Raw genomic sequence first — 19,853 nt, forward strand, 5'->3', positions numbered from 1 at the left:
CAAAGAGTGTAGCCCCAGTGCTCCGTGCCGTGAACCGGCCGCCCGCCATTCACGGCGGCTTTTTCACATGTTGCGACGGTACTGGCCGCCTACCTCGAACAGCGCATGCGTGATCTGCCCCAGCGAGCACACGCGCACCGCATCCATCAACACCGCGAATACATTGCCATTGTCGATCACGGCCTGGCGCAGCCGGTCCAGCATGGCCTCGGCGTCCCCGGCATGGCGGCGGTGGAATTCCGCCAGGCGGGTCAGCTGGCTCTGCTTTTCCGCCTCGCTCGACCGCGCCAGTTCCAGCGTTTGTGGCGTCGGGTCGCCATTCGGGTTCCGGAAGGTATTCACGCCGATGATGGGCAGCGTGCCGTCGTGCTTGAGCTGCTCGTAGTACAGCGATTCCTCCTGGATCTTGCCGCGCTGGTAGCCGGTTTCCATCGCGCCCAGCACGCCGCCGCGCTCGGCGATGCGTTCGAACTCCTGCAGCACCGCCTCTTCCACCAGGTCGGTCAGCTCTTCGGTCAGGAAGCTGCCCTGGTTGGGGTTCTCGCACTTGGCCACGCCCCATTCGCGGTTGATGATCAGCTGGATCGCCAGCGCCCGGCGCACCGACTCGGCCGTGGGCGTGGTGATCGCTTCGTCATAGGCGTTGGTGTGCAGCGAGTTGCAGTTGTCGTAGATGGCGATCAGCGCCTGCAGCGTGGTACGGATGTCGTTGAAGTCGATCTCCTGCGCGTGCAGCGACCGGCCCGACGTCTGGATGTGGTACTTGAGCTTCTGGCTGCGCTCGTTGGCGCCGTACCTGTCGCGCATCGTCACGGCCCAGATGCGGCGCGCCACGCGGCCCAGCACGCTGTACTCGGGGTCCATGCCGTTCGAGAAGAAGAACGACAGGTTCGGCGCGAAGTCGTCGATATGCATGCCGCGCGCCAGGTAGGCTTCCACGAAGGTGAAGCCGTTGGCCAGCGTGAAGGCCAGCTGCGAGATCGGGTTGGCGCCGGCCTCGGCAATGTGATACCCCGAGATCGACACCGAGTAGAAGTTGCGCACCTGGTGGTGGACGAAATATTCCTGGATATCGCCCATCACCTTCAGCGAGAACTCGGTGCTGAAGATGCAGGTGTTCTGCCCCTGGTCTTCCTTGAGGATGTCCGCCTGCACCGTGCCGCGCACATTCTGCAGCACCCAGGCGCGAATCTTGGCCTCTTCGTCGGCGGTCGGCTCGCGCTGGTTGTCGGCTCGGAATTTGTCCAGATTCTGGTCGATGGCCGTGTTCATGAACATGGCCAGGATGGTTGGCGCCGGGCCGTTGATGGTCATCGACACCGACGTGCTGGGGCTGGTCAGGTCAAAGCCCTCGTACAGCACCTTCATGTCGTCGAGCGTGGCGATCGACACGCCCGAGTTGCCCACCTTGCCGTAGATGTCGGGGCGCTCGTGCGGGTCTTCGCCATAGAGCGTGACCGAATCGAACGCGGTGGACAGGCGCTTGGCGTCCATGCCTTCGGACACGAGCTTGAAGCGGCGGTTGGTACGGAATGCGTCGCCCTCGCCCGCGAACATGCGCGTGGGGTCTTCCCCCTCGCGCTTGAAGGCGAAGACGCCGGCCGTGTACGGGAAGCTGCCCGGCACGTTCTCGCGCATCAGCCATTTCAGGATCTCGCCTTCGTCCTCGAAGCGCGGCAGCACGACTTTGCGAATCTTCGTGCCGGACAGCGTGGTCGTCACCAGCCCGGTGCGGATTTCCTTGTCCCGGATCTTGACCACGTATTCGTCGCCGCTGTAGGCGGCCTGCATCTGCGGCCACATCGCCAGCAGCTTGCGCTCCACGCTGCCCAGCGACGCCTCGCGCTCGGCGGCCAGCGATGCCAGCGCCTGCCCATCGGCATCGCTATTCGACGATTTCAGCATTGCGCCGGCGGCGCGCAGTTGCTGACGTTCGCGCGCCAGCCGGCTCTGTTCGGCCACGCGCCGATGGTAGGCGCGCACCGTATCGGCAAGCTCGGCCAGATAGCGGTTGCGCGCCGGCGGCACGATCACGTTCTGGCCCGTCGAAATCCGGCCGGCCAGCTTCGGCAGCATGCCCGGCCCGACATGCAGGCCGCGCCCGGCCAGCGACGCCACCAGACCCTGGTAGAGCATGGTCACGCCGTCGTCGTTGAAGCGCGATGCCTGTGTGCCGTAGACCGGCATCTCGTCGGGCCGGGCGTGCCACTGCTCGCGGTTGCGCTGCACCTGCTTGGCCACGTCGCGCCAGGCGTCCTGCGCGCCCTTGCGGTCGAACTTGTTGATCGCGACGAAATCGGCAAAGTCGAGCATGTCGATTTTTTCCAGCTGGCTCGCCGCGCCAAACTCGGGCGTCATCACGTAGAGCGACAGGTCCACATGCGGCACGATGGCCGCGTCGCCCTGGCCGATCCCGGACGTTTCGACGATCACCAGATCGAATGCGGCCGCCTTGCAGGCCGCGATCACATCCGGCAGCGCCTGCGAGATCTCCGAGCCGGCATCGCGCGTGGCCAGAGACCGCATGAAGATGTTCGGATGGTTGATCGCATTCATGCGAATGCGGTCGCCCAGCAGCGCGCCGCCGGACTTGCGCCGCGACGGGTCGATCGAGATCACGGCAATGGAAAGCGCGTCCTGCTGGTCCAGTCGGAAGCGGCGGATCAGCTCGTCGGTCAGCGACGACTTGCCTGCCCCGCCCGTGCCGGTAATACCCAGCACCGGCGTGGTGGAGGCCCCGGCCCGCTCCTGCAGCGCGCCGACCAGCGCCGGCGCGGCCTTGCCGTTTTCCAGCGCGGTGATCAGTTGTGCCAGCGCGCGACGGTCGCCAGCGGTCACCGCATCGAGCGTGGACGGCGCGTAGCGCGTCAGGTCGATATCGCACCGCTGGACCATGTCGGCGATCATGCCGGCCAGGCCCATGCGCTGGCCGTCTTCGGGGCTGTAGATGCGCGCCACGCCGTAGGCCTGCAGTTCGCGGATCTCGTCGGGCACGATCACCCCGCCGCCACCGCCGAACACCTGGATGTGTTCGCCGCCGTGCTGGCGCAGCAGGTCGATCATGTACTTGAAGTATTCGACGTGACCGCCCTGGTAGCTGGAGATGGCAATGCCCTGCACGTCTTCCTGCAAGGCGGCGGTCACCACCTCGTGGACGGAGCGGTTGTGACCCAGATGGATCACTTCGCAGCCATGCGACTGCAGGATGCGCCGCATGATGTTGATCGATGCGTCATGGCCGTCGAACAGCGACGCGGCGGTGACAAAGCGCACCTTGTTGGCCGGGCCCTGCCCCTGGGTTGCCGGGGTCGCCCGCGGCCGGGCGGCCGCCGTCCTGCTCACATCCGAAAGATCAGTCATGGTCTCCACCGCTCTGTTATGTGGCTGGCTGCCCATGCTGGCGATGCGCCGGCGGTTCTGCGACCGCGCTGACAGGGGCCGGACGATTATATGACGTTTACGTTAACGTAAGTCCAGGGGCGCGGGAAAGCACCGAGGGCATGGCTGGCATCGTCGCACAGCGGCCGGGGCGGAAACAGGGGGAAGGCGGGGAATACGGGGGGAAGAATGCGCAAGAAGGGCCCGGAAGCCGCCGCTTCGCCGCGGGAGGTCGGCGAAGGTGACGATGGCGGCTCCGGATCCCAGGAGAGCGTGCCTGACGCCCGGTCAGGCGTGGATTTGCGGGCAGTCGCCGAAGGCGTCGGTCTTGCGGGCGTCCCAGCGGCGCTTGAACTGGCGGAGGACGCACCAGGCGCGGCGCAGCGACCATGGCGCCGGCGTCTCCGTCAGCAGGAAGCGGGACACCGGCGCCTCGCCGGACAGCCAGACCCGCTCGCCTTCGACCAGTGCGTACACATCGCCGGGGCGCAGCCAGATGTCGGCCATCTGCCCTTCCAGGGTCAGCCACAGGCTGCCTTCCAGCGCGGTCACGCTCTGGCCATGGCGCGCACGCCAGCTGACGGGCCGGCCCGGTTCATCGAGTTCGAAAGTCCTGAGTTCACGCATGGGTGTCTCCTTGTCTTGCCGGTGCAGCCGCTCTGGATCAAGGGATCGGAGGCAAAAAGGGGGCGCCGCACCACGCTTCCATTATTCATGGCGGGGACTACAATCCCATGCACAGTTCCGAACAGTTTTCGTTGAACTGTTCAGTAGTTTTGACTGACAGTTGCCGTTCCCGTCACCCATGAAACTCGTCATCGATTCCTCTACCGGCGTGCCCCTGACCGAGCAGATCGTGCTCGGCGTGAAGGACTGGATCCGCTCGCGCGAGGCCACCCCGGGCGCCCGCCTGCCGTCGATCCGCGCACTGGCCGCCGAACACGGCATCAGCCGCTTTCCGGTGATCGAGGCGTACGACCGGCTGGTGTCGCAAGGTCTGGTCGATTCGCGCCAGGGTTCGGGCTTCTACGTGGCCGAAAGCGCGCTGACGGGGCGCCGTGGGCGCGGATGGTCTGACCCGAGCCTGGCCGAAGACCTGTCGCTGCATATCATCGACCAGTTCCACCATCCCAGCGGCACGCTGAAGCTGGCGGGCGGCTTCGTGCCCGAGGAATGGCGCGATGTGGAGGGGCTGACGCAGGCCATCCGCCATATCACCCGGCACGACATCGACAGCGTGATCCACTACGCCACGCCGCTGGGCCACCCGGCGCTGCGCAAGCATGTGCTGACCCGCGCGCGGCAGGTGGGAATCGAAGCGGAACTGTCGCAGGTGCTGATCACGTCGGGCGCCAGCCAGGCGCTGGACCTGATCGTGCGCCACCTGCTCAAGCCCGGCGATACGGTTTTCGTCGAGGACCCGGGCTACTACAACCTGTTCGGGCTGCTGCGCATGCATGGCGTGCAGCTGGTAGGCGTGCCGCACACGCCGAACGGCCCGGACCCCGAGGCCTGCGAGCGGCTGCTGCGCGACCACAAGCCCAAGCTGTTCTTCACCAACAGCGTGCTGCAGAACCCCACCGGCTCCACGCTGGCGCCGCCCGTGGCGTTCCGCCTGCTCGAACTGGCGCGCCGGCACAACTTCCGCTTCGTCGAGGACGACATCTTTTCGGACTTCCAGCTCAATTTCACCGACCGGCTGGCCACGCTGGACCAGCTCGAACACGTGATCTACATCGGCGGATTTTCGAAGACGGTGTCGGCCGCGCTGCGCGTGGGCTATATCGTCGCCGACAAGGCGCTCATCAAGGACCTGATCGACGTGAAGGTGCTGACCAGCGTGGCGGGATCGCATTTTGCCGAAGCCGTGACGGCGACGATGCTGGAGCGCGGCGCCTATCGCAAGTACGTGGAGCGGCTGCGCGTGCGTACGCGCGAGGTGACGGCCGATGCCGTGAAGATCCTGGGCCAGTACGGCTGGGAGGTGTTCTGCGAGCCGGCCGGCGGCAACTTCCTGTGGGCCCGCTCGCCCGCGATCGAGGACTCGCGCGACCTTGTGGCGATGGCCGAGACCCATGGCATCTCGCTGGCACCGGGGCATTTTTTCCGCCCCGGCGGCGAGACATCGGCCTGGGTGCGCATCAACTCGGCCTACGCCGGCGAGCCGCGCTCGCGCGCCTTCTTCGAGCAGGCCGCCGCGCGCTGATCAGCCCTTGGCGTCGCCGCCGTGGTTGTGCAGCACGGCGTTGCGGCGCGAATAGGCGAAATAGATCACCAGGCCCAGCGCCAGCCAGCAGAGGAACGCCATCCACGTCAGCGTCTGCAGGTGCGCCATCAGAAATAGACAAAACGCCACGGACAGCAGCGGCACCACGGGCACGCCGGGGCAGCGGAACGTACGTGGCAGGTGCGGCTGCGTACGGCGCAGCACCAGCGTGGCGATCGAGATCAGCGTGAAGGCCGACAGCGTGCCGATGTTGATCAGCTCCGCCAGCACGTTCAGCGGCACGAACCCGGCGATGGCCGAGAACACGATGCCCACCGTCCACGTGGCCGTGAACGGCGTGGCGTGAACGGGGTGGACGGCCGACAGCGCCTCGGGCAGCAGGCCGTCGCGCGACATCGCAAAGATGATGCGCGTCTGGCCGTAGGTCATGACCAGGATCACCGTGGTCATGCCCAGGATGGCGCCCAGGTCCACAAACCCGGCCACCCAGTTCTGCCCCGCGTACTGCAGCGCCAGCGACACCGGATGATCGACGCCCTCGAACTTCATGAACGGCACGATGCCGGTCATGATGGCCGCCACCGCCACGTACAGGATGGTGCAGACCGCCAGCGATCCGATGATGCCGATCGGCAGGTCGCGGCCCGGGTTGCGCACTTCCTCGGCCGCCGAGGTCACGGCATCGAAGCCGATGAACGCGAAGAACACCAGCGCCGCCGCATTGAAGATGCCCGTGAAGCCGAACGGCGCGAACGGCTGCCAGTTTGCCGGCTTCACGTGCCAGATGCCCACCACGATGAACAGCAGCACCACGGTGATCTTGATGGCCACCATCACGTTGTTGAGCCGCGCCGACTCGCGCACGCCGTAGGACACCACCCACGTGATCGCCAGCATGATCAGGATGGCGGGCAGGTTCACCAGCGTATGGACGCCCGGCACCGAGCCCGGCGCGGCCGTGATCGCGGCCGGCAGGTGCAGCCCGAAGCCGGCCATCAGCGACTGGAAGTAGCCCGACCACCCCACCGACACCGCCGAGGTCGCCAGCCCGTATTCGAGCAGCAGGTCCCAGCCGATCATCCACGCGATGATCTCGCCCAGCGTGGCGTAGCTGTAGGTGTAGATCGATCCGGAAACCGGAATCGCGGACGCAAATTCTGCGTAGCACAACGCTGCAAAGCCACAGGCCATGGCCGCAATCACGAACGACACGGTCAACGCCGGCCCGGCCGTCAGCGCGCCGGTGCCGGTCAGCACGAAGATGCCCGTACCGATGATGGCGCCAATGCCCATCAGCACCAGATCCACCGGCCCCAGCACCTTGCGCAATCCATCATGCTCGCTCACATCCAGCATGGATTCGATGTTCTTGGTGCGGAAGAGACTCATGGGCGGCTCCGGGCGATAGTCCGTGCATTGACTATAGGTTGTACAAGTCGCACCGGCGGCCTGGACCGCACATCTTTTGGATCGTGGGAAGACAGGGGCGCCGGCGGAAGGGCGCGATGATACGCGCCGGCGGCCGCGTTGTCATGGCGGACCGGCCGCACCGCGATGCCCGCCACCGTGCCCGCGCACGCACAAAAAAAGCGCCCTGTTCAGGGCGCTTTCAAGACGACGATGCCAGCCGGCATCGGGAAATCAGAGAAATCAGGAATCTGCGATCTACTTCGCCACCGGCATGGTGAATTCCGCGCCCTTGGCGATGCTGTCGGGCCAACGCTGCATCACGCTCTTGTAGCGCGTGTAGAAGCGCACGCCTTCCTCGCCGTAGGCGTGGTGATCGCCGAACAGCGAACGCTTCCAGCCGCCGAACGAATGCCAGGCCATCGGCACCGGAATCGGCACGTTGATGCCGACCATGCCCACCTGGATCTGGCGCGCGAACGCGCGGGCGATGCCGCCGTCGCTGGTGTAGCACGACACACCGTTGCCAAATTCGTGACGATTGATCAGGTCCACTGCCTCGGCAAAGTCGTGCACGCGCACCACCGACAGCACCGGGCCGAAGATCTCTTCCTTGTAGATCGTCATGTCCGGCTTGACATTGTCGAACAGCGTACCGCCGACGAAGAAGCCGTTCTCGTGGCCGTCCACCTTGTGGCCGCGGCCATCGGTCACCAGCTTCGCGCCCTCGGCCACGCCCTTGGCGATATAGCCCTCGACCTTGGCCTTGTGCGCGGCCGTGACCAGCGGACCCATCTCGGCGTCGCCTTCCATGCCGTTGCGGATCTTCAGCGATGCGGCACGTTCGGCCAGGCGCGGCACGAGCTTGTCGGCGACCTCGCCCACCGCCACGGCCACCGAGATCGCCATGCAGCGTTCGCCGGCCGAACCGTAGGCGGCACCGACCAGCGCATCGACGGCCTGGTCCAGATCGGCATCGGGCATCACCACCAGGTGGTTCTTGGCGCCGCCCAGTGCCTGTACGCGCTTGCCGTGCTTCGTGCCTTCGGTGTAGATGTATTCGGCGATCGGCGTGGAGCCCACGAACGACAGCGCCTGCACGTCGGGGTGCGCCAGCAGTGCGTCCACGGCCACCTTGTCCCCCTGCACCACGTTGAACACGCCATCGGGCAGGCCCGCCTGCTTGAGCAGGTCGGCGATCAGCAGGCTCGGCGACGGGTCGCGCTCCGACGGCTTGAGCACGAACGTGTTGCCGCACGCCAGCGCCACCGGGAACATCCACATCGGCACCATCACCGGGAAGTTGAACGGCGTGATGCCGGCCACCACGCCCAGCGGCTGGCGCAGGTTCCAGTTGTCGATGCCACCGCCGATGTTGTCGGTGAAATCGGTCTTGAGCAGGTTCGGAATGCCGCAGGCGAACTCCACCACCTCGATGCCGCGCGTGACTTCGCCCTTGGCATCGGAAAAGACCTTGCCGTGCTCGCGCGTGATCAGCGCGGCCAGGTCGTCATGGTGGCGGTCCAGCAGTTCCTTGAACTTGAACAGGATGCGCGCCCGGCGCAGCGGCGGCATCTCGGCCCAGGCAGGCCAGGCCGCCTTGGCGGCGGCCACGGCAGCAGCCACGTCATCGGGCGTGCCCAGGGCCACGCGGGCAGCCACGTCGCCAGTGGCCGGGTTGAACACATCGGCAAAGCGGTCCGTGCCGGCGCGCTGCACGCTGCCGCCGATGTAGTGATGGATTTCGGCAATCTGCCGGTTTTCTGCGATGTTCACTGCGGTCTTCCTCTATGTCTCGGGCGGGTCTTACTGGATGCTCTGCAGGGCCTGGCGCACGGTATCGAACAACTGGTCGATCTCGGCCTCGGCAATGATCAGCGGCGGCGAGAACGCCAGGATGTCGCCGGTGTAGCGTACCAGCACACCGAGCTCCAGGCATTTCAGGAACGCCTCGTATGCGCGCGCACCCGGTGCGCCGGGGCGCGATTCCAGTTCCACACCGGCCACCAGGCCCAGGTTGCGGATGTCCTTCACATAAGGCGCGCCCCGCAGCCCGTGCACGGCGGCCTCGAACTTCGGCGCCAGCTCGGCCGCGCGCTCGAACAGCTTGTCGCGCTTGTACAGGTCCAGCGTGGCGATACAGGCCGCCATCGCCAGCGGGTGGCCGGAATACGTGTAGCCGTGCGGCAGTTCGATGCCGCCCTGCGGCGTGGCGTTGATCACGGCGTCGTGGACTTCGCGGCGCACGGCCACGGCACCCATCGGCACGGCGGCATTGTTGATGGCCTTGGCCATCGTGATCAGGTCCGGCGTGACCTTCAGGCGCTCTGCCGCGGTGGCGGCGCCCAGGCGGCCAAAGGCGGTGATCACCTCGTCGAAGATCAGCAGGATGCCGTGCCTGCTGGTGATCTCGCGCAATTTCTCCAGATAGCCGACCGGCGGAATCAGCACGCCGGCGGAACCCGCCATCGGCTCGACGATCACGGCGGCGATGTTCGACGCATCGTGCAGCGCGATCAACCGCTCCAGGTCATCGGCCAGATGGGCACCCCATTGCGGCTGCCCCTTCGAGAACGCCGCCTCGGCAATGTTCAGCGTGGCCGGCAGGTGGTCGGTGCCCGGCATCACGTTGGCCGACCACATCTTGCGGTTCGGGCCGATGCCGCCCACGCCCAGCCCGCCGAAGCCCACGCCGTGGTAGCCACGCTCGCGGCCGATGATGCGCGTGCGCTGGCCTTCGCCGCGGGCCCGATGGTAGGCCAGCGCGATCTTCAGCGCCGTGTCGACCGACTCCGAACCCGAATTCGTAAAGAAAATACGATCCAGCCCCTTGGGCATCAGGGCTGCCACCTTGGTGGCGGCCTCGAATTCCAGCGGATGGCCCATCTGGAACGGCGGCGCATAGTCCAGCGTGGCCGCCTGCTGCGCGATCGCGTCGACGATCTCCTTGCGCGAATGGCCGGCGGCCACGCACCAGAGACCGGCGCAGCCATCGAGAACCTTGCGGCCATCGTGGGTCGTGTAGTACATGCCGCTGGCCGATGCCAGCAGGCGCGGGGCGGCCTTGTACTGGCGATTGGCGGTAAACGGCATCCACAGGGCTTCGAGATCGGGAATCACGGTCTTGGCGGCGTCCATACGTTCTCCTGGTGCGGTATGCAGGGTGGCGCGCGCGAAATGCGACGCCGAGGTTTCCGGCAACTCTACCGGCGGGGTCCGGCGTAAAGAATATACGGTCACGAGATCGCCGCCTTACCGTACAGTTTAGTCATCGGCAACCGTACAGGCATGCACGCCGCGGGCGGCACGGCCGCGCGGAGGGCCGTGCGCTGTGACAGCCCTGAAACCGATCAGGCACAAGGCCTGCACGCTGCAGCGCACCAATTCTGGCGTCCTGCCCGCGAGCCAGTACACTGTACAGGTTTCGCACCTTGCAGCCGTCCCATGCTGAACCTGAACCTCGCACGAAGCCGCCGTGGCGGTGAAACCCTGACCGAACAGATCGTGGCCGGCATTGCCGGGCTGGTGGACCAGCGCGCCCTGCGTGCCGGCGCCCTGCTGCCATCGGTGCGGCGCTTCGCGCAGCAGCACAACGTCAGCACCTTCACGGTGGCCGAGGCCTATGGCCGCCTGACCGCGCTGGGCTACCTGACCGCGCGGCCCGGCTCGGGCTACACCGTGGCCCATCGGCATACGCCGGCTGGCCAGGCGCGCACGTCGCAGTGGGAGGCCCCGGCGCTCAACGCCGCCTGGCTGCTGTCCGACGTCTTCGCCGACCATTCCGTGCCGATCAAGGCCGGCGCCGGCTGGCTGCCCGGCGACTGGCTCAACGAAGAAGGCCTGCACCAGGCCATGCGCAGCGCGGCGCGCGTGCCGGCCGCGCAGGTGTCCGGATACGGCCACCCTTACGGCTTCGGCGCCTTGCGCGAACACATCGCCACGCACCTGAGCCAGTACGGCATGCCCGTGCAGGCACAACAGGTGGTGCTGACGCAGGGCGCCACGCAGGCGCTGGACCTGGTGGTGCGCACCCTGCTCCGGCCCGGCGACACGGTGCTCGTGGAATCGCCGTGCTATTGCAATCTGTTGCAGATCTTGCGGCTGGCCGGCCTGCGCGCCGTGGGCGTCAATCGCACCGAGGCCGGCCTGGACACCGATGCGCTCGAAGACGCCATCCGCCAGCACGCGCCGCGCGCACTGTTCGTCAACACGGTGCTGCAGAATCCGACCGGCGCCAGTCTGACCAGCATGAACGCGTTCCGTGTGCTGCAACTGGCCGAGCAGCACCGGCTGCTGGTGGTGGAAGACGATATCTATCGCGAACTGGCGCCGGCCGGGTCGCCGATGCTGGCGGCCATGGATGGCCTGTCGCAGGTGATCTACGTCAACGGGTTTTCGAAGACGATCACGCCGTCGCTGCGGGTGGGCTACCTGGCGGCCAGTCCGGACCTGGCCAAGGCCTTTGCGCAGACAAAAATGGCGGTGGGCCTGACTTCATCGGAAGTCACCGAACGGCTCGTGTATTCGGTGCTGACCAGCGGCCACTATGGGCGGCACGTGGCCGCGCTGGCCGAACGGCTGCGCGCGCAACAGGATCGCGTGGCGGAAAGGATGGAAGCGCATGGTCTGGAGATCATGCTGCGGCCCGACGGCGGCATGTTCGCCTGGGCCCGCCTGGCGCACGAAGATGGCGCGCCGGCACTGACTGGCAACCAGCTGGCAACGCTGGCGCTGGAGCACGGCATCTGGCTGGCGCCCGGTTCGTACTTCGAACCCGATGAAACCGATTCGCCGTGGATCCGCTTCAACGTGGCCACTGGCGATGCACCCCAGTTGTGGGCGTTTTTCGACGCGCTGCGCGGCGGCCGGGACCGCACCCGGGCCGCCTGACGCAGGCAATCAGAAGCGATAGCGCACGTAGCCGGTGTAGAAGTTGCTGCCCGGGTTAGGTTCCTTGATGCCGGCATTGGAAATGTGCTGGAACCGGAAACCGACTTCGGTATTGGCGTTCTTGCCAAAGCCCACGCCCACGCCAAGCATGTCGGAGAACTGGAAGGCGCTGCCCATGCGATGCTCGTCGGACGTACCGGTGTGCGTCAGCACGCGCACGCCCACCGAAGCCTCTGCGAACGGCACGAAGTAGCCACCGCGCTTTTCGACGCGCAGGATCGGCGAAATGCCAAATTCGAACAGGTTTTGCTGGTTGGTGCCCCCGCGCGCGTCCCAGCCGGCCACGTTGAACTCGGCCTGCAGCCTGAACAGCCAGCCTTGCGGGTTGCCGTACTGGATCGGCGTGTTGAAGTTGACGCCCAACTCGTACTTGTTGACGTCGTGGCTGGTATCGCGGCCATAGGCCACGTGCACGGCCGGATGGGCCCAGCCCACCAGCTCTTCGGCGCTGGCGGCCGAACTGGCACCAGCGACGGCTGCGGCGACGGCCAGGGTACGGAGGACGAACAGGGATCGGGGTGACTTGGCGAGATGCATGCGGCGTTCTTGTTGTGCTGTCTTCATGGTGAAGACATCGAAGAGAGTGACTCGGCAACTAGACGAAATCGACTGCCGGCCCCGCCGAAGCACCTTGGCGCTAGGGACGGGTCAGGCCCAGAGCCGCTCTACCACCCAGCTCGCGGCAACACAGATCCCGAGCCAGATGGCGAGGCAGCTTGCAATAAATCGGTACGTCATTGTGGGAATTAACAGCTGAGGAGAAGTTTTAACCGGAATTTTTGCGACGGATTATACATACATTCACGAATGCATGTAAATCGCCCAGCCGGCTGCCGATGTGCGGGCAACGCGGCAATTCCACTAAAAACATCCTCCAGCTCGCGATGATGCCAGCACATGGCCAACCGTGCAGACCGAAGGTGAAACAGGCGTATCGGCGTAAACGGCATCGCACCGCGGCCAGATGTGTCGCGAGGGCCTCATGAGCCCATCATGCAGAATCCGCCCGACACCGGCCAGTCCAAGGCACCGCGCGCAGCCGGGCGGCCGCGGCGGGCGAAGAAATCTCTGAGAAATCAGAGAGTTGCCGATCGTCAGCCGCGCAGGAACGGCAGCACTTCGGCCAGCAACAGCTCCGGCGCTTCCTCGGCGATGTAGTGCCCGCACGGCAGGGCGTGACCCGTCACCTTGCGTGCAACCTTGCGCCATTCTTCCAAAGGTGAAAAACACTGTTCCACCGCACCGTTGGCGCCCCACAACGCCAGCATGTCGCATTCGACCTTTCGGCCGGCCTCGATGTCGGCGCGGTCGTGCTCCAGGTCGATGCCCGCGCTGGCCCGATAGTCCTCGCACAGGCCATGCGCGGCGCCCGGCAGCTTCAGGCAGCGCAGGTATTCGGCCAGTGCGGCGTCGGTAAATGGCGTCATGCCGGCGCTGCGGCCGCCCATGGTCTGGCGCAGGTACAGCGCCGGATCGGCCTCGATCAGCGTTTCGGGGAACGGCGCCGGGCGGATCAGGAAGAACCAGTGGTAGTAGGCCCGCGCAAAGGCCTCGGTGGTCTGGTTGTACATGGCCAGCGTCGGCGCGATGTCCAGCGTGACCAGCTTTTCCACGGCCTGCGGATGATCGACCGCCAGCCTATGCGCCACGCGGGCGCCCCGGTCGTGCGCCAGCACCCGGAACCGCTCGAAGCCAAGCTGGCGCATGACGGCCAGCTGGTCGGCCGCCATCACGCGCTTGCTGTAGTTGCTGTGGTCCGGCAGCCCGGCCGGCTTGCCGCTGTCGCCATAGCCGCGCAGGTCGGTGGCCACCACCGTGAAATGGCGCGCCAGTTCGCCCGCCACCTTGTGCCAGATCACGTGCGTCTGCGGGTGCCCGTGCAACAGCAGCAGCGGCGGCCCCTCCCCGCCCACCACGGCGTGGATCTGCACGCCATCATGGTCGATCCAGTGCGTCTTGAAACCTTCGAACATCGTCCTGTCTCCTTAGCCCGCCAGTCGCGCCATGGTAGTGCGGGCCACATCGCGAAGCCAAGGGCTGGCCGCATGGTGGCGGCGTGCGAATGCCGCAATGGCGTCGGCGTGGGTCAGCGACATGCCAATGATGTCCAGGCCGCGCCGGAACATGTCGAGGTGCCGGTCCGACAGCGTGAACGGCGCCGTGAAGCCGCCGGCGGCCACGGTCATCGTGTCCAGATCGATGCGGATCGATGCCGGTGCCGCCGGGTCGCTCACGGCGCGCATCAGCACATCCACCTGCGCCTGCGGCAGCATCACCAGCAACAGGCGGTTGTTCATGGCGTTCGAGTAGAAGATCTCGCCGAAGCTGGGCGCGATGACCGCGCGGATGCCGTACTGCTGCAGCCCCCAGACGGCGTGCTCGCGGCTGGAACCGCAGCCGAAGTTGGGGCCGGCCACCAGCACGCCGGTATTGCGCCAGGCCGGCTGGTTCAGCACGAAATCCGGGCGCGGCACGCCATGCTCGTCAAAGCGCATGTCGTAGAGCAGGCCACGGTCCAGCCCGGCCTTGTCGATGCCGCGCAGGAACTGCTTGGGCATGATCTGGTCGGTGTCCAGGTTCGGCAGCGGCAGCGGTGCGCCGGTGCCTTCGATCAGGGTGAATGCGGACATTGTGGGTCTCCGGTCAGCGGGAAAGGCCAAGCTGGCGCACGTCGGTGATGCAGCCCGTGATGGCGGCCGCGGCGGCCATGGCCGGGCTCATCAGGTGGGTACGGCCCGCCCGGCCCTGGCGGCCCTCGAAATTGCGGTTGGTGGTGGATGCGCAGCGTTCGCCCGGTGCCAGCACGTCGTCGTTCATCGCCAGGCACATCGAGCAGCCTGGCTTGCGCCATTCGAAACCGGCTTCCCGCAGCAGCGCGGCAATGCCCTCGGCCTCGGCCTGCTCGCGTACGGCACCGGACCCCGGCACCACCATCGCCCGCACGCCTTCGGCCACCTTGTGCCCGCGTACCACATCGGCCACCGCGCGCAGGTCTTCGATCCGCCCGTTGGTGCACGAGCCGATGAACACGCGCTGCACCGGCAGGCCCTGCAGCGGGCTGCCGGGCGCCAGGCCGATATAGTCGAGCGCACGTTCGGCCGAAGCCCGCGCGATGTCGTCCGCGGCGTCCGCCGGATGCGGCACGGCGGCGCTGACCGGGATGGCCTGGTCCGGGCTCGTGCCCCAGGTCACATAGGGTTCCACCGCCGAGGCATCGAACACCAGTTCGGCGTCGAAGCCCGCATCGGCATCGGATACCAGTTGCGCCCAGGCCGTGCGCGCGGCCTGCGCCATCGCCCCGTCGATATCGGCGGCGCGCTCCAGCACATAGTTCACCGACGTGGCATCCGGCGCGATCAGCGCCCCACGCGCGCCGGCCTCGACCGTCATGTTGCACAGGGTCATGCGCGCCTCCATCGACAGGGCGTGGATGGCGCTGCCCGTGAACTCCACCACATAGCCGCGCGCCCCCTGGGCGCTGATGCGCGAGATGATGTGCAGGATCAGGTCTTTCGACGTGGTACCCCGCGGCAGCAGGCCGTCCACGCGGATGCGCATGTCCCGCGCCAGCCGGTAGACCAGCGTCTGCGTGGCCAGCACGTGCTCCACTTCGGACGTGCCGATGCCAAACCCGAGCGCGCCAAAGGCGCCATACGTGGTGGTGTGGCTGTCGCCGCACAACACGACCATGCCGGGGCGGATCATGCCGTGCTCGGGCGTGATGACGTGCTCGATGCCCTGCAGCGGGTCATTGGTATCGAACAGCGGAATGCCATGCAGGTCGCAGTTGCGCTTGAGGTTGCGCGCCTGCAGCGCCGACGCCGGGTCCTGGATCACGCGCGGCGACTCCGCATGCGTGGGGATGATGTGGTCGACCACGGCCAGTTGTTGGCCCGGCGCCGGCACCTTGCGGCCGTGCTCCGCCAGCCCCGCGAAAGCCTGCGGGCTGGTGTACTCGTTCATGATGTGCAGATCGGCGTAGAGCAGCACGTTGTCAGCGTCCAGCGTGACCACGGTGTGCGACTCCACGAGCTTGCGATACAGCGTGCGTCCGGCCATGTTGCTTGCCTGCCTGTTGTGGGGGATGGAATGACAGGCAGTCTAATCGCGGAATCCATCGCTATAATTTCGCGAATCGCATTTCATTCGTGCCGTGAATTCACCAGTCTTGCGGATGGATTTCCAGCACGATCCCCGCCATGGACACCTTTTCGGACCTCGCCTTCTTCATCCTGCTGGTCAAGCGCGGCAGCCTGGCCGGCGCCGCGCAGCAGCTTGGCCTGACGCCCTCGGCCGCCAGCAAGCGGCTGGCCGCGCTGGAGGCCCGGCTCGGCGTGCGGCTGCTGAATCGCACCACCCGGCGCCTGTCGGTGACGCCCGAGGGCGAGGCCTATCTGGACCAGGGCGCACGCATCCTGGCCGAACTGGAGGAACTGGAACAGGGGCTGGGCGGCAGCCGGGTGGCGCCGCGCGGGCTGCTGCGGGTGAATGCCACGCTGGGCTTTGGCCGCCGGCATATTGCGCCGGCCGTGGGCGATTTCCTGCAGGCGTATCCCGATGTCGAAATCCAGCTGCAGCTGACCGACCGCGCGCTGAACCTGGCCGAGGAAGGATTCGATGTCGGCATCCTGGTGGGCGACCTGCCCGATGCCCGACTCAACGCGCGCAAACTGGCGCCGAACAGCCGGCTGCTGTGCGCCGCGCCGGCCTACCTGGCGCGCCATGGCGAGCCAGCGTCGCCGCGCGCCCTGCAGCAGCACCGCTGCATCGTCATCCGCGAGAGCGAAACCGCGTACGGCACCTGGCACCTGCAGGCGGCGGGCCGTCAGGAGACCGTCAAGGTGCGCGGCCCGGCGGCCACCAACGATGGCGAGGTGGCCGTGAACTGGGCGCTCCAGGGGCACGGCATCGTGCTGCGGTCCGAATGGGAGGTGGCGCCGCTGCTGCGCTCCGGGCGGCTCCGGCAGGTGCTGCCCGAATGGTCGGCGCCGTCGGCCGATATCTACGCGGTGTATCTCTCGCGCGACAAGCTGTCGGCCCGCGTGCGCGCCTTTGTCGACTTCATGGCCGACCACTTTGGCGGATACGACACGGCGGCCGGCTATCACGGCTGGTAGCCGGCCCCGCGCGCGGCGGCGCAACAACCCCCGCGCCCCCATGGTTGTCAGATGACTGTCGGGATGCGGCTGCTACCCTAGGGACTGCATCCCTCCCGCATCACGGACTTCCTCATGCACACGCACAATTTCTCGGCCTGGACCCATTCCCACGTCTTCGACACCGGCAACCAGGCCGCCGAACGCGGTACCCGCCTGGTGATGTGGATCACGCTGGCGATGATGGCCATCGAGATTGCCGCCGGCCTGGGCTTCAATTCGATGGCGCTGCTGGCCGACGGCTGGCATATGAGTTCGCACGCGGTGGCCATCGGCCTGTCGGCATTTGCCTATGCCGCGGCCCGGCGGCTGGCGCAGGACGCGCGCTTCACCTTCGGCACCTGGAAGATCGAGGTGCTGGCCGCTTTTGCCAGCGCCGTCTTCCTGCTGGGTGTGGCCGGCCTGATGGCTTTCGGCTCCATCGAACGGCTGTTCAGCCCCGCGCCGATCCACTACCGCGAAGCCATGGCCGTGACCGCCATCGGCCTGCTGGTCAACCTGGGCTGCGCGCTGATCCTGGGCGGCGCCCACCATGGACACGACCACGGGCACGGCCACAGCCACGGGCACGATCACGGGCACGACCACCACCACGGCCATGGTCACGATCACGGCCACCCGCATCACGACATCAACCTGCGCGCCGCCTACCTGCACGTGATTGCCGATGCGGCCACGTCCGTGCTGGCCATCGTGGCACTGGCCGGCGGCTGGTGGCTGGGCTGGAGCTGGCTTGACCCGGTGATGGGTCTGGTGGGCGCCGTGCTGGTGGGTCGCTGGGCGATCGGCCTGCTGCGCCAGAGCGGTACGGTGCTGCTGGACCGCGAGATGGACCACCCCGTGGTAGCGGAAGTACGCGAAGTGCTCGACGCATTCGCCCACGGCGAAAGCCACACCCGCGTGGCGGACCTGCACGTCTGGCGCGTGGGCCGCGAGCAGTTTGCCTGCATCGCCAGCCTGGTCACCCACGACGCCACCCTGACGCCGCAACGCGTGCGCCAGGCCCTGTCGGTTCACGAGGAACTGGTGCACGTCAGCGTCGAGATCAACCAGTGCGACGATGGCCCGGCACCGGGCCGGACCCCGCACCGTCACTAGATCGCGGCCGACGTCAGGGGGGTCAGGGCTGCAGCAGGATCGCGCCGGTCGTCTCGCGGCGCTCGGCCGCCTCGTGGGCGCGCGCCACGTCGGCCAGCGGGAAGCGGGCGCCGATATCGACCTTCACATGGCCAGCGGCGATGGCATCGAACAGATCCTTGGCATTGGCGCGGAAGCGCGCCGCATCGGCGTTATGCGGGAACACCGACGGCCGGGTCAGGAACAGGCAGCCCTTCTTGTTGAGCAGCTCGGGCTCGATGGCCGGTGCCGGCCCCGATGCCGCGCCGTACAGCACGACCATGCCGAAGGTCTGGGCGCAGTCGAGCGACCCAAGGAAGGTGTCCTTGCCCACGGCGTCGTAGACCACCGTCACGCCGCGCCCGTCGGTGGCATCGCGCACCTGCTTGACCCAGTCGCCATGGCTGTAGTCGATGGCGATATCGCAACCGGCCGCCCGCGCGCGTTCGCATTTGGCCGCCGAACCGGCCGTGCCGATCACGCGCGCGCCCAGCGCCTTGGCCCAGCCGCTGAGGATCTGGCCCACGCCGCCGGCCGCCGCATGCACCAGCACCGTGTCGCCGGGCTTGACCGCATGGGTATGGCGCACCAGATACTGCGCGGTCATGCCCTTGAAGATGGTGGCGGCGGCCTGTTCGTCGCTGACGTTGCCGGGCAGCTTGACGAGCTTGTCGGCCGCCACGTTGCGGCCTTCCGCGTAGGCGCCCAGACCCGCGTTCATGTAGGCCACGCGGTCGCCGACCGCCACGTCGGTCACACCGGGGCCCACGGCCTCCACCACGCCGGCGGCCTCGAAGCCGAGCCCGGTCCCGGCCGGTAGCGGATACGTGCCGCGGCGCTGGTAGATATCGATGAAATTGAAGCCGATGGCCGTGTGCCGCACACGCGCCTCGCCGGGGCCTGGATCGGGCAGTTCCACCGATTCCAGCCGCATGACCTGCGGCAGACCAAATTCGTGAAGGCGGATGGCGCGGACGGTCGTCGGCATGGGGTCTCCTCGATGGACTGGCTGAACGTGAAGGCCCGATTATTGACGCTTTTACGAAACCTTGCCGGCGCTCACGTCAGATCAGTTCGGCGCTCATGCACAGCGCGCTGGTATCGCGCAGCCGTCGGAACTCCTGGCTCTCCAATACCTCGGTCGGCAGCTTCGACGCGTGGATCAGCGAGAAACCGTAACGCGCGAAGTAACTGGGGCAGGTGGACGTCAGCAAGACCGCGCGACGGCTGCCGTTGGCGCGCGCGCGCATCATCACGGCGTGTACCAGATGGCTGGCCACGCCCTGGTCGCGCCATTCGTGCAACACGGCCACCGATCGGATAATCGCCGTATCGCCAAATAGCTCGGCACAAGCGCAACCCACCAGTTGCGCTTCGAGCACGGCCACATGAAATTCGCCGACGAGTCGCGGCAGATCGTCTATCGGCAAGCCGCACCGCTCAAGAACGGTACCGATAGCGAGCGCATCCGACGGCTGCGCCATCCGGATTCGCAGGTCTTTAATCATTGGGAGCCTCTGTTTCTCTCATCACGTTGCGACGGATACGCCATGGAAGCCCTGCATGGTGAAACGTGTGCGCCAGCGCCGTGCCGCCACGACCCGCCGGTCGTACGACAA

Annotated in this window: 15 protein-coding genes; 4 read left to right on the top strand and 11 right to left on the bottom strand. The window is 66.9% G+C overall.

What is annotated here, in order from left to right; all coding sequences use genetic code 11:
• Positions 1 to 63 precede the first annotated feature (63 nt).
• Positions 64 to 3,360, bottom strand: coding sequence for a fused isobutyryl-CoA mutase/GTPase IcmF (gene icmF, locus AC3G88_RS23280; RefSeq protein ID WP_488894030.1), 3,297 nt, complete (start codon positions 3,358 to 3,360; stop codon positions 64 to 66).
• Positions 3,361 to 3,666: 306 nt separating this feature from the next.
• Entirely contained in the window at positions 3,667 to 4,005 is a 339-nt protein-coding gene (locus AC3G88_RS23285; protein WP_488771449.1) for a DUF2917 domain-containing protein, read from the bottom strand.
• 178 nt (positions 4,006 to 4,183) lie between these two features.
• On the opposite strand from AC3G88_RS23285, the gene AC3G88_RS23290 reads away from it, so the two are divergent.
• Positions 4,184 to 5,584: an aminotransferase-like domain-containing protein gene (locus tag AC3G88_RS23290; RefSeq protein ID WP_400393983.1), complete on the top strand. Its 1,401-nt coding sequence runs from the start codon at positions 4,184 to 4,186 to the stop codon at positions 5,582 to 5,584.
• Here the strand turns inward: AC3G88_RS23290 and bcaP are convergent, their stop codons facing one another.
• The 3 genes from bcaP to aptA form a co-directional block, all read right to left on the bottom strand.
• On the bottom strand, positions 5,585 to 6,994 hold the full coding sequence (bcaP, locus tag AC3G88_RS23295; protein WP_488894031.1) for a branched-chain amino acid transporter BcaP: 1,410 nt from the start codon (positions 6,992 to 6,994) through the stop codon (positions 5,585 to 5,587).
• 276 nt (positions 6,995 to 7,270) lie between these two features.
• Positions 7,271 to 8,788, bottom strand: coding sequence for a CoA-acylating methylmalonate-semialdehyde dehydrogenase (locus tag AC3G88_RS23300; RefSeq protein ID WP_400394906.1), 1,518 nt, complete (start codon positions 8,786 to 8,788; stop codon positions 7,271 to 7,273).
• 30 nt (positions 8,789 to 8,818) lie between these two features.
• On the bottom strand, positions 8,819 to 10,150 hold the full coding sequence (gene aptA, locus AC3G88_RS23305; protein ID WP_153949062.1) for an omega-aminotransferase AptA: 1,332 nt from the start codon (positions 10,148 to 10,150) through the stop codon (positions 8,819 to 8,821).
• Between the two features lie 306 nt (positions 10,151 to 10,456).
• Here aptA and AC3G88_RS23310 point away from each other — a divergent pair, with 306 nt between their 5' ends.
• A complete protein-coding gene (locus AC3G88_RS23310) occupies positions 10,457 to 11,902 on the top strand; it encodes an aminotransferase-like domain-containing protein (RefSeq protein ID WP_488894032.1) in 1,446 nt (481 codons plus the stop codon).
• 9 nt (positions 11,903 to 11,911) lie between these two features.
• Here the strand turns inward: AC3G88_RS23310 and AC3G88_RS23315 are convergent, their stop codons facing one another.
• The 4 genes from AC3G88_RS23315 to leuC form a co-directional block, all read right to left on the bottom strand.
• Positions 11,912 to 12,499, bottom strand: coding sequence for an acyloxyacyl hydrolase (locus AC3G88_RS23315; RefSeq protein WP_228771006.1), 588 nt, complete (start codon positions 12,497 to 12,499; stop codon positions 11,912 to 11,914).
• Between the two features lie 557 nt (positions 12,500 to 13,056).
• On the bottom strand, positions 13,057 to 13,935 hold the full coding sequence (locus tag AC3G88_RS23320) for an alpha/beta fold hydrolase (RefSeq protein WP_488894033.1): 879 nt from the start codon (positions 13,933 to 13,935) through the stop codon (positions 13,057 to 13,059).
• A gap of 12 nt (positions 13,936 to 13,947) precedes the next feature.
• Positions 13,948 to 14,592, bottom strand: coding sequence for a 3-isopropylmalate dehydratase small subunit (gene leuD / locus AC3G88_RS23325; protein ID WP_488894034.1), 645 nt, complete (start codon positions 14,590 to 14,592; stop codon positions 13,948 to 13,950).
• A gap of 13 nt (positions 14,593 to 14,605) precedes the next feature.
• Positions 14,606 to 16,021, bottom strand: a complete 1,416-nt coding sequence (leuC, locus tag AC3G88_RS23330; protein ID WP_488894035.1) for a 3-isopropylmalate dehydratase large subunit — start codon at positions 16,019 to 16,021, stop codon at positions 14,606 to 14,608.
• 140 nt (positions 16,022 to 16,161) lie between these two features.
• On the opposite strand from leuC, the gene AC3G88_RS23335 reads away from it, so the two are divergent.
• Both AC3G88_RS23335 and dmeF read left to right on the top strand, forming a co-directional pair.
• Positions 16,162 to 17,079: a LysR family transcriptional regulator gene (locus tag AC3G88_RS23335; protein ID WP_488894036.1), complete on the top strand. Its 918-nt coding sequence runs from the start codon at positions 16,162 to 16,164 to the stop codon at positions 17,077 to 17,079.
• A 114-nt stretch (positions 17,080 to 17,193) separates the two neighbouring features.
• On the top strand, positions 17,194 to 18,216 hold the full coding sequence (dmeF, locus tag AC3G88_RS23340) for a CDF family Co(II)/Ni(II) efflux transporter DmeF (protein ID WP_488894037.1): 1,023 nt from the start codon (positions 17,194 to 17,196) through the stop codon (positions 18,214 to 18,216).
• Positions 18,217 to 18,238: 22 nt separating this feature from the next.
• On the opposite strand, the gene AC3G88_RS23345 is transcribed toward dmeF, so the two are convergent.
• Both AC3G88_RS23345 and AC3G88_RS23350 read right to left on the bottom strand, forming a co-directional pair.
• On the bottom strand, positions 18,239 to 19,222 hold the full coding sequence (locus AC3G88_RS23345) for a quinone oxidoreductase family protein (RefSeq protein WP_488894038.1): 984 nt from the start codon (positions 19,220 to 19,222) through the stop codon (positions 18,239 to 18,241).
• Positions 19,223 to 19,298: 76 nt separating this feature from the next.
• Positions 19,299 to 19,742, bottom strand: a complete 444-nt coding sequence (locus tag AC3G88_RS23350; RefSeq protein ID WP_153949864.1) for a GNAT family N-acetyltransferase — start codon at positions 19,740 to 19,742, stop codon at positions 19,299 to 19,301.
• Between the last annotated feature and the right edge of the window lie 111 nt (positions 19,743 to 19,853).

Source organism: Cupriavidus sp. 86D6 (assembly GCF_057815095.1).